Origin of the sequence: Acidovorax facilis (assembly GCF_023913775.1) — a bacterium.
Taxonomy (GTDB): domain Bacteria; phylum Pseudomonadota; class Gammaproteobacteria; order Burkholderiales; family Burkholderiaceae_C; genus Acidovorax; species Acidovorax facilis.
On the sequence record NZ_JAMXAX010000044.1, the window covers coordinates 24,680 to 38,640 of the forward strand.

Here is a 13,961-nt window from a genome sequence, read left to right on the forward strand (position 1 = left end):
TCCGGGGCAAAAATGGGGGCGACAAAACCCTCGATCATGCCAGCGTTGGGTCGGCGGGCGCAAAACAGCCTCTGACAGAGGCCTGAATTACCCTGTGCCTGTGCAGCAGGGCATGGGAGGGTCAGCCTGCGCGCAACGCCTCGTCCAACACCTCCACCCAGTGCCGCACGGGCGTGCCCGTGCCACTTTGCAGGTGCGTGATGCAGCCGATGTTGGCCGACAGGATCATGTCCGGAAGCTGGTCGCCAAAGGCCTCGCCGAGCACGCCGAGCTTGCGGTCGCGCAGCTGGTACGACAGCTCGGGGTTGAGCACGGAATAGGTGCCCGCCGAGCCGCAGCACAGGTGGGCATCGTTGCGCGCCGCGCGCAGCTTGAAGCCCAGCTGGTTCAGGTGCATCTCCACCCCGCCACGCAGCTTCTGGCCGTGCTGCAGCGTGCAGGGCGGGTGGTAGGCGAACAGCGTGTCGGGCTTTTGCACGCGACCGGCGAGCTTATGCGCCAGCTCGGGCAGCAGGGCGGGCAGCAGTTCCGACAGGTCGCGCGTGAGGGCGCTGATGCGCTCGGCCTTGGCCGCGTACATCGTGTCGTCTTTGAGGATGTGGCCGTATTCCTTGACCGTCACGCCACAGCCGGATGCGTTCATGACGATGGACTCCACCCCCTGCTCCACCAGCGGCCACCAGGCGTCGATGTTGGCGCGCATCTCGGCCTTGCCGCCTTCCTGGTCATTGAGGTGGAACTTGACGGCGCCGCAGCAGCCGGCCTTGGGTGCGATCACGGTCTGGATGCCCACGGCGTCAAGCACGCGGGCGGTGGCGGTGTTGATGTTGGGCATCATGGCCGGTTGCACGCAGCCCGCCAGCATGAGCACCTTCCGGGCATGCTCGCGTGTGGGCCAGGCGCCGGCATTTTGGGGCGCGGGCACCTTGGCCTTGAGGGATGCGGGCAGCAGGCCGCGCACCAGTTGCCCGGCCTTCATGGCAGGGGCAAACAGGGGCGAGGGCAACCCCTCCTTCAGCGCCCAGCGTAGGGCTTTTTCGCCCACGGGGCGGGCCACTTTTTCATCGACGATCTTGCGGCCGATGTCTACCAGGTGGCCGTAATGCACGCCGCTGGGGCAGGTGCTTTCGCAGTTGCGGCAGGTCAGGCACCGGTCCAGGTGCATCTGGGTCTTGCGCGTGGGGGTCTCGCCTTCGAGCACCTGCTTGATGAGGTAGATGCGGCCGCGCGGACCGTCCAGCTCGTCGCCCAGCAGCTGGTAGGTGGGGCAGGTGGCGGTGCAAAAGCCGCAGTGCACGCACTTGCGCAGGATGGATTCGGCCTCCAGGCCATCGGCGCGGGCGCGGTATTCAGGGGAGAGCTGGGTTTGCATGGTGCATGCCTGGGCGAAAAGACAGAAAGATCAGGGCCGATTCAGCGCGGCGCGGTCGGTGGGTCCAAGGGCGCTTCCAGCGCCAGCGGCTTGCGCAAGGGGTGGCGCAGCCTTGCGCGGTCGGCCCACAGCGGGGGCAGCGACAGGGCCAGCAGCACCAGCGCCAGCGGCACCACAAACACAAAGCCCACATGCTTGAAGCCCGCCGCGCCCGCAATGCCGCCCACCAGGAACATGCCCACCAGCCCGGCAAACAGCCGCAGCCGGGCCTGGTTGGCGCGCACTTGTGATTCGGGCGCGGTGCCGGTGCGGTTCCAGTAGAGCATCTTGCCCATCTCGATGCCCAGGTCGGTCACCACACCCGTCATGTGGGTGGTGCGGATCTGCGACGACGACATCTTGGTCACCGTGGCGTTCTGCAGGCCCATGATGAAGGAGAGCAGCAACACCGCCAGCGGCACAGCAAACGGTGTGGGCCAGGTGAGCGTGATGGCCCCCACCAGGCCGAACAGCAGCATGAGCACGGACTCCAGCACCAGCGGCAGGGCAAAGGTGCTGCGCAGCTTGCGCTGGCGCGCCCAGTTGATCATGATGGCCGTGGTGCCTGCGCCCGACATGAAGGCCCACAGCGCACCGATGGCACCCAGCACGATCTTCATCTGGCCCAGTACCAGGTTGTCGGCCAGCGAGGACAAAAAGCCGGTCATGTGGGAGGTGTACAGGTGCACCACCAGAAAGCCCCCTGCATTGACGGCCCCCGCGTTGAACGCCAGCAGCAGGCCCAGCACCCGGTTGCTGGCGACCGTGCGGCGGTTTCCGGTGAGGTGGCGAAGGCGTCGCATGGCCAAGGTGACGGTGAAAACGGTGGTGGTGATGGAACTTACCCCGCCTACCAGGCCCGCGCCATGCGGCCGGGGTTGAAGATGCCAGCCGGGTCAAAGCTGTGCTTGAGCCGGGCGTGGATGTGTTCCAGCGCCTTGGACTGAAGGTCAAATGTGCCGCTGGCGTTTGTCCCACCTGCGCTAGCAGCTACAAAAATAGAAGCATTTCCATCCACAGCCCGAGCGGCTTCGCGCAGGGCGTCGCCTGCGGATTCGGGCGCTTGCACCCAGCGCAGCGCGCCATGCCACTCGACCAGCGGCTGCGCGCCGCCCGGCAAGCTCAGCACCGGGGCCGTGGCGGGCACGGACAGGCGCCACAGGGCGTGGCCGGGCTGTGCAGCACGTGCGGTGAACCAGGGCAGGGTCTGCTCGCGGCAGGCCGTCCAGTCGGAGGCCACCGTGGCGTTGTCCATGCGCGTGCCACCCATCGTTTTGCAGGCGGCCTCGACCGCCGCCACGGCGCCGCGCAGGCGCACATAGAGCGTGCCCACGCTACCGTCTTGCACCCAGCAGCTGGCGTTCAGGGGCAGCGGCTGGCCGCCCCAGGCGTGCAGCCTGCGCAAGGCGTCGGCCTGGTTGATGTCGTCAAACCGCAGCGTGGCCTCGCCGGGCGCCACGGGCAGCACCTTGAGGCTGACCTCGGTCAGCAAACCCAGCGTGCCCCAGGCACCGGCCATGAGGCGGGACACGTCATACCCCGCCACGTTTTTCATGACCTGGCCGCCAAAAGTCAGCAGCTCGGCTTTGCCGTTGAGCAGGGTCACGCCCAGAAGATAGTCGCGCACAGCCCCTACGCTGGCGCGGGCGGGGCCTGAGAGGCCTGCCGCGACCATGCCGCCCACGGTGGCGGCATCCGAGGAGGCCTTGGCGAAATGCGGGGGCTCAAAAGGCAGGCATTGGCCTTGTTCGGCCAGCGCAGCCTCCAACTCCGCCAACGGGGTGCCCGCCCGCACGGTGACAACCAGCTCGCTCGGCTCGTAGCTCACGATGCCGCGCAGCACCCGCGTGTCGAGCACTTCACCATGCAGTGCCAGGCCATGAAAATCCTTGGTGCCCCCGCCACGGATGCGCAAGGGGGTCTGGTCGGCGGCGGCGGTGCGCACACGTTCGGTGATCTGGGCAAGGGCGAGGTCCATGCCTTGCATCGTAGCGGCAGCCATGTCCGGTGCTACACCCGCAGTGCGTGAATTTTTTGAACAGCGCGCGTGCAAAGGACTCGGGCCTGCGGGCAAGTTGTCTGGGGGAACATGCCTTGGCAACCCTGCCAAAGCCAACAGCGAGCCCCCCACCGGTACGAAAAAAACCCGCCGTTGCCGGCGGGCTCAACAACCAGAGGAGTGACTCGCTTGTTCTTGTTGCGACGCTGCGGTGCCACCAGACACCGCAGCGCGTGGGGTGCAGGCGGGTCAGCGGTTGTACGCCGTCTCGCCGTGCGAAGTGATGTCCAGGCCTTCGCGTTCGTCTTCTTCCGTGACACGCAGGCCCACCGTGAGGTCAACGATCTTGTAGGCGACGAAGGAGACCACACCCGACCACACGATGGTCAGCAGCACGGCCTTGGCCTGCGTCCACACCTGTGCGGCGATGGAGTAGTCGGCAGCAGTGACCATCGAAGCAGTCACCCAGTCGGCCACGTAGCCAGGGCCACCCAGGCCAGGGGCGTTGAACACGCCGGTCAGCAGGGCACCCACGATACCGCCGATGCCGTGCACGCCGAACACGTCGAGCGAGTCGTCCGCACCCAGCAGCTTCTTGAGGCCGTTGACACCCCACAGGCAGGCGAAACCACCCACCAGGCCGATCACCAGGGCGCCGCCGATACCGACGTTGCCAGCGGCAGGCGTGATGGCCACGAGACCGGCCACGGCACCCGACGCTGCACCCAGCATCGACGCCTTGCCACGCATCAGCGCTTCACCGATGCACCATGCCAGCACGGCACCGGCCGTGGCCACCAGGGTGTTGATGAAAGCCAGGGCTGCGAAGCCATTGGCTTCCAGAGCGGAACCAGCATTGAAACCGAACCAGCCCACCCACAGCAGCGAGGCACCGACCATGGTCAGCGTCAGGCTGTGAGGCGCCATGGCTTCCTTGCCGTAACCGATACGCTTGCCCACCATGAACGCGCCCACCAGGCCCGCCACAGCGGCGTTGATGTGCACCACGGTACCGCCAGCGAAGTCCAGAGCACCCCACTGCCAGATCTGGCCTGCCTTGCCGGTCATGGCGTCGGCCACTTCCTTGGAGGCGTAGGCGTCAGGACCCATCCAGAACCACACCATGTGGGCGATCGGCAGGTAGCTGAAAGTGAACCACAGCACCATGAACATCATGACGGCGCTGAACTTGATGCGCTCTGCGAACGCACCGACGATCAGGGCACAGGTGATGCCGGCGAAGGTTGCCTGGAAGGCGGCGAACACCACTTCAGGAATCACGACACCCTTGCTGAACGTGGCTGCATTGGCGAAGGTGCCGGCAGCGTTGTCCCAGATGCCTTTCATGAACAGCCTGTCAAAGCCACCGATGAAGGCGCCGCCTTCGGTGAAGGCCAGGCTGTAGCCGTAGATGAACCACAGCACCACGATCAGCGAGAACGTGACCATGACCTGCATCAGCACGGACAGCATGTTCTTGCTGCGCACCAGGCCACCGTAGAACAGCGCCAGGCCGGGCAGGACCATCAGGATCACGAGGATGGTGGAGGTCATCATCCAGGCGGTGTCACCCTTGTTGGGGACAGGAGCGGGTGCCTCGGCGGCAGCTGCGGGAGCGGCGGCCGCTGCCGCTGCGGGGGCTGCGGCAGCAGCAGGAGCCGGGGCTTCTGCGGCAGGAGCAGCAGCGGGCGCGGCAGCAGCCGGCTCGGAGGCGGCGGGCGCCTGTGCCAGGGACAAGTTGCCCATGGTCAGCAGACCCAGCCCCAGAATGAAGGAAGCAAGCAGTTTTTTCATGGCGTTTCTCTTCTTGGATGTAGTACGGCCGCGCCCTTACAGCGCTTCCTTGCCGGTTTCGCCAGTGCGGATGCGCACCACCTGCTCCAGGTGGGTCACGAAGATCTTGCCGTCGCCGATCTTGCCGGTGCGGGCTGCGCTTTCGATGGACTCGATCACGCGGTCCACGAGGTCGTCCGCCACAGCGGCTTCGATCTTGACCTTGGGCAGGAAGTCAACCACGTATTCCGCGCCGCGGTACAGCTCGGTGTGGCCCTTCTGGCGGCCAAAGCCCTTGACCTCAGTGACCGTGATGCCTTGCACGCCGATGTCCGAAAGCGCTTCACGCACCTCGTCCAGCTTGAAGGGCTTGATGATGGCTGTCACCATTTTCATTTTGGTTCCTCCGACATGGGCGCAGCAAGCGCCCATTGAGACTTGCTTACAGGGTTTTGGTGAGCGTGACGATCACGCGCGACTTGTTGACGTGGCCAAAGAAGGCCTTCTTGTTGGCGCCCACCACGGCAGCGCCCAGCGACAGGCCACCGCCGAAGTCATACGTGCCACCCAAGCTGTAGTCCATGTAGTTGGGCACACCGGTGTCCTTGATGTCGCTGGCAAAACGCGTGAAGCCCACCGAGGCCTTCACCGTCACGCTGGGGGCCACTTCCTGCGCAAACGCGAAGTTCAGGTAGCCGGTGTTGCGGCCCTTCAGGCCCGAGCCAGCCTTGGCGCCGGCAAAGCCGAAGTAGTCCTTGGAGAGGGTGTGCGAATACTTGGCAGTGAAGGGGCCCATGGTGGCCGCGCCATACAGCTCGGTGGTGTTACCGTTGCTGTTGCCGGGGTAGATGTAGGTCAGGGCGCCCACGTCCAGGTCGGCGCCGCCAGCCTTGAACTTGTAGCCGCCATACAGGTCGGATTCGAGCGAGTTGTTGGCAAGCCAGTCCACGCTGGAGTTCCAGTTGCCCACGTACCAGCCGGTGTCGCCGAAGGCGTAGTCAAAACCGCCTTGCAGTGCAGGCTTGACCGCTTTGGACTTGGAAACGTCCTGGTCCTGGCCACGGAACTTGTAGTTGGTGGTCAGGCTGACATTGCCGGTGAGCTGGGCACTGGCCAGCATGGGAAGGGTTGCAACAAGGGCAACGCCCAGGGTCTTGATGATGGCGCGGGTCATGTTTCCTCCGGTTGGACAAAGTAGGGACGAGCGTTTTAAGCACGGACCGTGCCACGCCAGTGCAACCATTGCATCGCCTTCACATCGCCGTTGCGTTGCGTTACACCGATCCCCAAGTACAGTGACGGTGTGCGCGCGGACCATGTTGCACCTTGTTGGTGCGCAGCACAACCGGACCGCGCTAAAAAACCATAAAACGCACCCATCTGGGGAGAAACCGCTTCATGAGTCTTGCTTTGGTGCAAAGCCGCGCCCTTCTGGGGCTGCAGGCGCCTTCTGTCACCGTCGAAGTGCATCTGGCCAATGGTTTGCCCAGCTTCACGCTGGTGGGCCTGGCCGAGGTGGAGGTCAAGGAGGCCCGCGAACGGGTGCGCTCGGCGCTGCAGAACGCGGGGTTGGAGTTCCCGCATAACAAGCGCATCACGGTAAACTTGGCACCAGCCGATCTGCCCAAAGACTCGGGCCGGTTTGATCTGCCGATTGCGCTGGGCATCCTCGCCGCCAGCGGGCAGGTGGACGCAAGCCGTCTGGCGGGCTATGAGTTTGCGGGCGAGCTGTCGCTGTCGGGCGAGCTGCGCCCCGTGCGCGGCGCGCTGGCCACCAGCCTGGCGCTGCAGACGCAGCAGATCACCGCGCAACTGGTGCTGCCCCCCGGCAGCGCTGAAGAGGCCGCCCTGGTGCCCGCCGCGCAGGTGGTGCGCGCACGGCATCTTCTGGATGTGGTGCGCGCCTTCCTGCCGCCGGGCAGCGTGGCTGCGGGCGATGCCGACGTGGCCAACGACGGCTGGACCCGCCTGCAGGCCACCCCCATGGCGGCGAGCACAGCAGGCCCCGACATGTGCGACGTGAAAGGCCAGGCCAGCGCCAAACGCGCGCTGGAGATTGCTGCCGCTGGCGGGCACAGCGTGCTCATGGCCGGGCCGCCGGGGTCGGGCAAGTCGATGCTGGCGCTGCGGTTTGCGGGGCTGCTGCCCGCGATGACCGTGGACGAGGCGCTGGAGAGCGCCGCCATTGCCAGCCTGGCCGGGCGCTTTCGCACCGACCAGTGGGGCCAGAGGCCCACAGCCGCGCCGCACCACACCGCCAGCGCAGTGGCCCTGGTGGGCGGCGGATCACCCCCCAGGCCCGGCGAAATTTCGTTGGCGCACCACGGAATCCTGTTTCTGGACGAACTGCCCGAGTTTCCGCGCGCTGCGCTGGAGGCCCTGCGCGAACCGCTGGAGACAGGACACATCACCATCTCCAGAGCGGCGCAGCGTGCAGACTTCCCCGCCCGGTTCCAGATGATCGCGGCCATGAACCCCTGCCCGTGCGGCTACCTGGGCTCCACCCAGCGCGCGTGCCGCTGCACGCCCGACCAGGTGAACCGCTACCAGGCCAAGCTCAGCGGCCCGCTGCTGGACCGCATTGACCTGCATGTGGAGGTGCCCGCCCTGCCCGCCGACCAACTGGTGCAGGCACCCGCGGGCGAAGCCAGCGAGACAATCCGCGAACGCGTGGCGCAGGCCCGCGCCGTGGCACTGGCGCGGCAAGGCAAGACCAACCAGGCGCTGCAGGGCCAGGAGATCGACACCCACCTGCACCTGCAGGATGCCGCCGCCAAATTCCTCAACACCGCCGCCGCCCGCCTGGGCTGGTCGGCCCGCAGCACGCACCGTGCGCTGAAGGTGGCGCGCACCATTGCCGATCTGGCGGGTGCACCCTCGACCGAAGTAGGCCATGTGGCCGAGGCCGTGCAATACCGGCGCGTGTTGCGCAGCCCCGTCTGAGAGCCACAGGTGCCGATGCTGCACCGTGTGTGTCGCCTGCCGCACATCAATTACTATAATTTTAATAGCAATAGATATCCGTCAAACAAGCGCTAGCGGCTGATTTGAATCAAATTTCCGCGCAACCTGCTGCCAACCCGCGCCCACCCCCCGCCACAATCACCCCATGTCCAGCGTTCGCACCACCAAAAAGACCACAGCCTCCATGGCTCCAGCCAACCCGGCGCCCGCACCCGAATCGGTGGACACCGGCTTTTTGCGCACGCTGGTGGGCTACAACGCACGGCGCGCATCGCTGGCCGTCATCGAGGTGTTCATGGAGCGCATGGCGGTGTACCGCCTCAAGGTGGTGGATTTTTCGGTGCTGTCGCTGGTGGCGCACAACCCGGGCGTGACCTCGCGCCAGCTGTGCGTGACGCTGGGCGTGTTGCCGCCCAACCTGGTGGGCCTGATTGCGGCGCTGGAGCGGCGCGGGCTGATCGAGCGCCGCCCCCACCCCAGCGACGGCCGCGCCATGGGCCTGCACCTGACGCCCGCCGGTGTGGAACTGACCGCCCAGGCCGAGCAGACCGCCGCACAGCTGGAGGTGGACGCCACCGCAGGCCTCACGGCCGCCGAACGCAAGACGCTGATCCGCCTGCTGCAAAAGGTCTACGCCCGCGACGGGGCCTGACAAAGAAAAGGGGCACTGCAGCCAGCGCCCCTTGGTCCTTGGTTTTGTGCCCGGCTTCGGGCAGCTTCTGCGCCCCGTCTATTGGCCTGCGGCCGCCTGTGCCACCGCCTCAGACTTCGCCGCCATGGCCGCCGCCAGCCCGCCCCACTTTTCGTGGAACAGGCCCGCGTCCATGGTCTTCACATCGCGCATGATCGGCTTGAAGCCCATGTGCGCCAGCACGTCGCGCTCCAGGTCAATGCCGGGCGCAATCTCGGTCAGCTCCAGCCCTTCGGTGGTCAGGTGGAACACGGCGCGCTCGGTGACGAAAAGCACGTTCTGCTCCCGCTGGGCAGCATCCAGCCCGTTGAAGGTGATCTGCTCGACCTTCTCGATGAACTTGCGCGAGCGGCCTTCCTTGACGATGGTGAGCTGGCCGTCGGCCACCTTCACCTCCAGGCCACCCGCCGTGAAGGTGCCGCAGAACACCAGGTTCTTGGTCGAGCGCGTGATGTTCACAAAACCACCGCAGCCCACGGGCCGGCCGTTGAACTTGCTCACGTTCACGTTGCCGTGGTTGTCGGCCTGCGCCAGGCCCAGGAAGCTCGCGTCCAGCCCGCCGCCGTCGTAAAAGTCGAACTGCAGTGACTGCTCAATGATCGCGTCGGCGTTGTAGGCCGTGCCAAAGTCGCCCAGCTGCGCCGGGATGCCGCCGGTGATGCCACTTTCCACGCTCAGCGTGAACTGGTCCGCCACGCCCTCTTCCGCCGCCACCGACGGCACACCGGCCGGAATACCGATGCCCAGGTTGGTGATGGCGCCCGGCTTCAGCTCCAGCGCGGTACGGCGTGCGATGACCTTGCGCTCATCCAGCGCCATGGGCGCCAGCGAGTTCACCGGCACGCGCACGTCGCCACACAGCGCGGCGTTGAACTGCGTGGTGATGGTCTGCATGTGGTTCTCGGGCTGGCTGACCACCACGTAGTCCACCGACACGCCGGGCACCTTGACCGACTTGGGGTGCAGGCTGCCCACCTTGACGATGCGCTCCACCTGCGCGATCACGATGCCGCCGCAGGCCTTGGCCGCGTGGGCGATGTTGATCTGCTCCAGCAGCACGCCTTCCTTGTCGAGCGTGATGTTGCCGTTCTCGTCGGCCAGCGTGCCGCGGATGATGGCCACATCGACCTTGGGCGAGGGGTAGAACAGCCATTCCTCGCCGTTGAATTCCACCAGCTTCACGAGGTCTTCGGTGGACTTGCTGTTGAGCTTGCCGCCTTCGATGCGCGGGTCTACAAACGTGCCCAGACCCACCTTGGTCAGCAGCCCGGGGCTGCGGCTGGCGATGTGGCGCGTGAGGTGCGACAGGCTGCCCTGCGGGAAGTTGTAGGCCTCCACCTCGCCGTCAAACACCATCTTCATCATCTCGGCACCCGTCTGGCCGAAGTGGCCGGCCACCGTGCGCTTGATCATGCCGGGGTGGGCAAAGTGCACCATGCCCGCGTCCTTGCTGTTGCCAATGGCGCCGCAGGCCCAGGTGGTCACGTTCTTCGGACTGCCGTGGTCGAGGAAGTTTTTCTCGATGCCCTTGAGCACTTCCTCCGGCAGGCTGGAGACGGCCAGACCGCCCAAAAAGATGGTGGCGTTGTCGGGGATCAGGGCCCCGGCCTGGGCTGCGGTGATGATTTTCATGGTGCTGTGCTCTTGCAAATGGGTGTGAAGACTGGATTTACGCGTCGGTGTTCTCGATCAGCAATGCAATGCCTTGCCCGCCGCCCACACAGGCGCTGGAGATGCCGTAGCGCAGCCCACGGCGGCGCAGCTCGCGCGCCAGGGTGACCGTCAGGCGCACGCCGGTGGCGGCTAGCGGGTGGCCCAGCGCAATCGCACCGCCGTTCACGTTGAGCTTGTTCAGGTCCAGCCCCAGCTCGCGGCCCACGGCCAGGGTCTGTGCGCCCTGGGCCTCGTTGATTTCGAACAGGCCGATGTCATCCAGCGTGAGGCCGGTGCGTGCCAGCAGCGCGCGAATGGCCGGGGCCGGGCCGATGCCCATGTACTCGGGTGCCACACCCACAGCGGCCACACCGCGCAGGCGCGCCAGGGGCTTGAGGCCACGCTGCTGCACATAGGCATCGCTGGCCACCACGGCGCCCACGGCGCCGTCCACCAGGGCCGAGCTGTTCCCAGCGGTCTGCACGCCGCCGGGGTAGACCGTGCGCAGCGCGGCCAGGGCTTCAACCGGCGAGGGGCGCGGGTGGGTGTCGCGGTCCAGCTGCGCCACCTTGCGGGGCAGCGTGATGCCGCGCGTGGCGTAACCTTCCAGTTCAAACTTCTCGCTGGTCACTGGCACGATCTCGCCCGCCAGAAAGCCATCCTCCTGCGCCTTGAGCGCGCGGGCAAAGGACTGTGAGGCATAGGCGTCCACATCCTCGCGGGTGATGCCGTATTTCTTGGCCAGGTTCTCGGCCGTCTCGATCATCGTCACCGGGCCTGCGGTGTCGATCAATGCCTCCATCAGGAAGTCCTTGAACTCCACGGGCGCGCCCAGCTTGAAGCCGGTGCGGTGTGTGTAGGCCGCAATCGGGTTGCGCGTCATGGACTCGGTGCCCACCACCAGCGCCACGTCGGCATAGCCCAGCGCGATTTGGTCGGCGGCCTGGCGGAACAGCTCAAAGCCCGTGCCGCAGATGCGTTGCACCAGGATGGCGGGCACGGCCTGCGGCACGCCTGCATACAGGCCAATGTGGCGCGGCAGCACAAAGGCGTCGAAATCGGCCTGCGCCATGGAGCCCGTGATGACCGAGCCCACATCGGCTGCGGGCACGCCGCTGCGCTCCAGCACGGCGCGCGCCACCTTGATGCCCATGTCCGTGGGCGACACATGGCCCAGCGGGCCGCAGTAATCGACCATGGGCGTGCGCACGCCGTCCACCAGCCAGGCGTTCAGGGGGGCGGAGAAAGAGCTTGTCGAAGCGGTAGTCATGGTCAGGCCTTGGAAGTGGTTTTGGTGTCGGTCACGCGCAGCACGGTGGCATAGCCGGTGTCGCCCGCAGCACAGCCGGTGAACAGGCCCACGCCGCCGCCACGCAGCACCAGTTCTTCGATCAGCTCGATGATGGCGCGCATGCCGGTGGGCGCCTGCGGGTGGCCCCAGATGATGGAGCTGCCGTAGTTGTTCATGCGCTCCCAGGCAAAGCCGGTGTCGCGCGCCAGGGCGATGTCGTTCACGGCAAATGGGTTGTGCGTCTTGATGGCGTGCACATCGGCAATGGACAAGCCCGCGTTCCTGAGTGCGTTGAACGCGGCAGGCGACGGCGCCATGGGCATGTAGCCCGCCTCCACCCGCGACATGCCAAAGCCCAGGATCTCGACCTCAATGCCCGGGTCGGTGGCCACGGCACGGGCCCGTTCGCGCGTGGTGACGATGGCGCCCGCGTTGCCGTCGGCCGGGTGCGTCTGGCCGCCAAAGGTCACGGTGCCGCCCTCCTTCACCGGCTTGAGCTTGGCCAGGCCCTCGGCGGTGGTGGGGAAGATGCCTTCGTCGGCGCTGAGAGTGCCCGTCTGCTTGCGGAATTTGGAATCGGTGATCGGCACATCGGCCATGTAGCGCTTTTGAAAGGCGCGGTCGTCGGCCAGCGCCGCCTGGTACTGCGTGTAGCGGTGCAGCTTGAGTGCGTGCTGCTCCTCGGTGGTGATGCCGTAGCGCGCCGCCACGTTCTCGCCGGTCTGCAGCATGGGGTTCTTAGCGTAGGGGTCGTGGCCCATGTTGTCGGGCACCCAGTGCTCGGTGATGCCGTAGCCGCCGGTGCCGCTCGAATCCGGGTAGTAGACGACGGGCCCGTTGGACTGGCGGTCGGCCATCACCAGCAGCGCGCTGGTGGCCGTTCCGCAGGCCACCTCTTGCGCGGCCATCTGCAGCGCGCGCACACTGGTGGCGCAGGCCTGCTGCACCGTGGGCCCGGCCACACGGTCGATACCCATCATGCCGGTGACCCAGGGCAGGCCGTAGAAGCTGCCCTTTTGCGGGTTGGTGATCCCGAGGATCGCCAGGTCCACTGCGGCCAGGTCGTAGCCCCGCGTGGCGAGCGCCTGCTTGCCCACGGCGGCGGCCAGCGGCAGCGCGTTGAGGTTGGCCAGCGTGCCCTGCCACTTGGCAAACGGGGACGACCAGTAGATACCGTAGGGGATGAAGGCGTTCATGACAGGGTCCTTGCTTGGATTGCGCACCAATTTTAGTTATTTATCATAACCATATGAGTCGCTTGAAAAGCTAGGGAAACCCCCTAGCAAAGAGCGGCCTTGCGGTCTTGTTTTAGTTATTTTTGATAACCATAATTTCCCTAACTCACTCACACCACCATGACCAAGAACTCCGACATCTCCCTTGAAATCCGTGGCGAACGCGAGGAAATCGCGGTCATCCGCCTCACCCGCCCCGCCAAGCGCAATGCGCTCAACGACGGCCTGATCCTGGCGCTGCGCGACGTGATGGACAACCTGCCCGCCAGCGTGGGTGCCGCCGTGATCGATGGCGATGGCGAACACTTCTGCTCGGGCCTGGACCTGTCCGAGCTGAAAGAGCGCGACGCGGGCCAGGGCCTGCACCACTCGCGCATGTGGCATGCAGCGCTGGACCGCGTGCAGTTCGGCCCCGTGCCCGTGGTGGCCGCGCTGCACGGCGCGGTGGTGGGTGGCGGGCTGGAGCTGGCCAGCGCCTGCCACATCCGCGTGGCCGATGAATCCACCTTCTACGCGCTGCCCGAAGGCTCGCGCGGCATCTTTGTGGGCGGCGGCGGCGCGGTGCGCATTCCGCGCCTGATCGGCACGGCCCGCATGACCGACATGATGATGACCGGCCGCGTCTACAACGCCGTGGACGGCGAGCGTGTGGGTTTTGCCCAATACCTCGTGCCCACCGGCACCGCATTCGACAAGGCCTTTGAGCTGGCCCAGCGCATTGCGCAGAACGCACCGCTGACCAACTACGCACTGATGCACGCGCTGCCCCGCATTGCCGAGCAGCCGTCAGACCAGGGCCTGATGACCGAAGCCATGATGGCCGCCATTGCCCAGAGCGCGCCCGAAGCCAAGGCCCGCGTGCGCGCCTTCCTCGACGGCAAGGCAGCCAAGGTCCAGAAGGCCTGAAGATGCGAGCCCCCCGCCCGCGCCAGTGAGTTCTTGAA

The 13,961-nt window shown here is 66.2% G+C and carries 12 protein-coding genes; 3 read left to right on the forward strand and 9 right to left on the reverse strand.

Annotation, left to right across the window (positions count from 1 at the left end; genetic code table 11):
• Positions 1 to 121: 121 nt before the first annotated feature.
• The 6 genes from glcF to NFX52_RS14120 all read right to left on the reverse strand — a co-directional run bounded on the left by glcF (position 122) and on the right by NFX52_RS14120 (position 6,357).
• Positions 122 to 1,372: a glycolate oxidase subunit GlcF gene (glcF, locus tag NFX52_RS14095; protein ID WP_055399805.1), complete on the reverse strand. Its 1,251-nt coding sequence runs from the start codon at positions 1,370 to 1,372 to the stop codon at positions 122 to 124.
• Between the two features lie 41 nt (positions 1,373 to 1,413).
• Positions 1,414 to 2,214 (reverse strand): YoaK family protein, encoded by an 801-nt coding sequence (locus NFX52_RS14100; RefSeq protein ID WP_055399803.1) that lies wholly within the window; start codon positions 2,212 to 2,214, stop codon positions 1,414 to 1,416.
• Between the two features lie 47 nt (positions 2,215 to 2,261).
• The gene (gene glcE / locus NFX52_RS14105) at positions 2,262 to 3,398 is read right to left on the reverse strand and encodes a glycolate oxidase subunit GlcE (protein ID WP_252635691.1); all 1,137 of its coding nucleotides are present in this window, start codon (positions 3,396 to 3,398) and stop codon (positions 2,262 to 2,264) included.
• A 261-nt stretch (positions 3,399 to 3,659) separates the two neighbouring features.
• On the reverse strand, positions 3,660 to 5,204 hold the full coding sequence (gene amt, locus NFX52_RS14110; RefSeq protein ID WP_055399801.1) for an ammonium transporter: 1,545 nt from the start codon (positions 5,202 to 5,204) through the stop codon (positions 3,660 to 3,662).
• A 36-nt stretch (positions 5,205 to 5,240) separates the two neighbouring features.
• Entirely contained in the window at positions 5,241 to 5,579 is a 339-nt protein-coding gene (glnK, locus tag NFX52_RS14115) for a P-II family nitrogen regulator (RefSeq protein WP_010466918.1), read from the reverse strand.
• A 46-nt stretch (positions 5,580 to 5,625) separates the two neighbouring features.
• The gene (locus NFX52_RS14120) at positions 5,626 to 6,357 is read right to left on the reverse strand and encodes a TorF family putative porin (RefSeq protein ID WP_055399799.1); all 732 of its coding nucleotides are present in this window, start codon (positions 6,355 to 6,357) and stop codon (positions 5,626 to 5,628) included.
• A 224-nt stretch (positions 6,358 to 6,581) separates the two neighbouring features.
• Between NFX52_RS14120 and NFX52_RS14125 the strand changes: the two genes are divergently transcribed.
• On the forward strand, positions 6,582 to 8,126 hold the full coding sequence (locus NFX52_RS14125; RefSeq protein WP_207401977.1) for a YifB family Mg chelatase-like AAA ATPase: 1,545 nt from the start codon (positions 6,582 to 6,584) through the stop codon (positions 8,124 to 8,126).
• Positions 8,127 to 8,292: 166 nt separating this feature from the next.
• Positions 8,293 to 8,799, forward strand: a complete 507-nt coding sequence (locus tag NFX52_RS14130; protein WP_055399796.1) for a MarR family winged helix-turn-helix transcriptional regulator — start codon at positions 8,293 to 8,295, stop codon at positions 8,797 to 8,799.
• Between the two features lie 78 nt (positions 8,800 to 8,877).
• Here NFX52_RS14130 and NFX52_RS14135 read toward each other — a convergent pair whose 3' ends face one another.
• Genes NFX52_RS14135 through NFX52_RS14145 form a run of 3 tightly spaced genes read right to left on the reverse strand, consistent with a single transcriptional unit; the run spans position 8,878 to position 12,978 of the window.
• On the reverse strand, positions 8,878 to 10,470 hold the full coding sequence (locus NFX52_RS14135) for an acyl CoA:acetate/3-ketoacid CoA transferase (RefSeq protein ID WP_055399795.1): 1,593 nt from the start codon (positions 10,468 to 10,470) through the stop codon (positions 8,878 to 8,880).
• A gap of 37 nt (positions 10,471 to 10,507) precedes the next feature.
• A complete protein-coding gene (locus NFX52_RS14140; protein ID WP_055399794.1) occupies positions 10,508 to 11,761 on the reverse strand; it encodes a thiolase family protein in 1,254 nt (417 codons plus the stop codon).
• Positions 11,762 to 11,763: 2 nt separating this feature from the next.
• Complete coding sequence (locus tag NFX52_RS14145) at positions 11,764 to 12,978, reverse strand: thiolase family protein (RefSeq protein ID WP_055399792.1); 1,215 nt, start codon at positions 12,976 to 12,978, stop codon at positions 11,764 to 11,766.
• 159 nt (positions 12,979 to 13,137) lie between these two features.
• On the opposite strand from NFX52_RS14145, the gene NFX52_RS14150 reads away from it, so the two are divergent.
• Entirely contained in the window at positions 13,138 to 13,923 is a 786-nt protein-coding gene (locus tag NFX52_RS14150; RefSeq protein WP_055399790.1) for a crotonase/enoyl-CoA hydratase family protein, read from the forward strand.
• The last annotated feature ends 38 nt before the right edge of the window (positions 13,924 to 13,961 follow it).

Excerpts from the sequence above, each read along its gene's own strand:
- glcF (WP_055399805.1), bottom strand. The coding sequence starts at position 1,372 with ATGCAAACCCAGCTCTCCCCTGAATACCGCGCCCGCGCCGATGGCCTG.
- NFX52_RS14100 (WP_055399803.1), bottom strand. The coding sequence starts at position 2,214 with ATGCGACGCCTTCGCCACCTCACCGGAAACCGCCGCACGGTCGCCAGC.
- glcE (WP_252635691.1), bottom strand. The coding sequence starts at position 3,398 with ATGCAAGGCATGGACCTCGCCCTTGCCCAGATCACCGAACGTGTGCGC.
- amt (WP_055399801.1), bottom strand. The coding sequence starts at position 5,204 with ATGAAAAAACTGCTTGCTTCCTTCATTCTGGGGCTGGGTCTGCTGACC.
- glnK (WP_010466918.1), bottom strand. The coding sequence starts at position 5,579 with ATGAAAATGGTGACAGCCATCATCAAGCCCTTCAAGCTGGACGAGGTG.
- NFX52_RS14120 (WP_055399799.1), bottom strand. The coding sequence starts at position 6,357 with ATGACCCGCGCCATCATCAAGACCCTGGGCGTTGCCCTTGTTGCAACC.
- NFX52_RS14125 (WP_207401977.1), top strand. The coding sequence starts at position 6,582 with ATGAGTCTTGCTTTGGTGCAAAGCCGCGCCCTTCTGGGGCTGCAGGCG.
- NFX52_RS14130 (WP_055399796.1), top strand. The coding sequence starts at position 8,293 with ATGTCCAGCGTTCGCACCACCAAAAAGACCACAGCCTCCATGGCTCCA.
- NFX52_RS14135 (WP_055399795.1), bottom strand. The coding sequence starts at position 10,470 with ATGAAAATCATCACCGCAGCCCAGGCCGGGGCCCTGATCCCCGACAAC.
- NFX52_RS14140 (WP_055399794.1), bottom strand. The coding sequence starts at position 11,761 with ATGACTACCGCTTCGACAAGCTCTTTCTCCGCCCCCCTGAACGCCTGG.
- NFX52_RS14145 (WP_055399792.1), bottom strand. The coding sequence starts at position 12,978 with ATGAACGCCTTCATCCCCTACGGTATCTACTGGTCGTCCCCGTTTGCC.
- NFX52_RS14150 (WP_055399790.1), top strand. The coding sequence starts at position 13,138 with ATGACCAAGAACTCCGACATCTCCCTTGAAATCCGTGGCGAACGCGAG.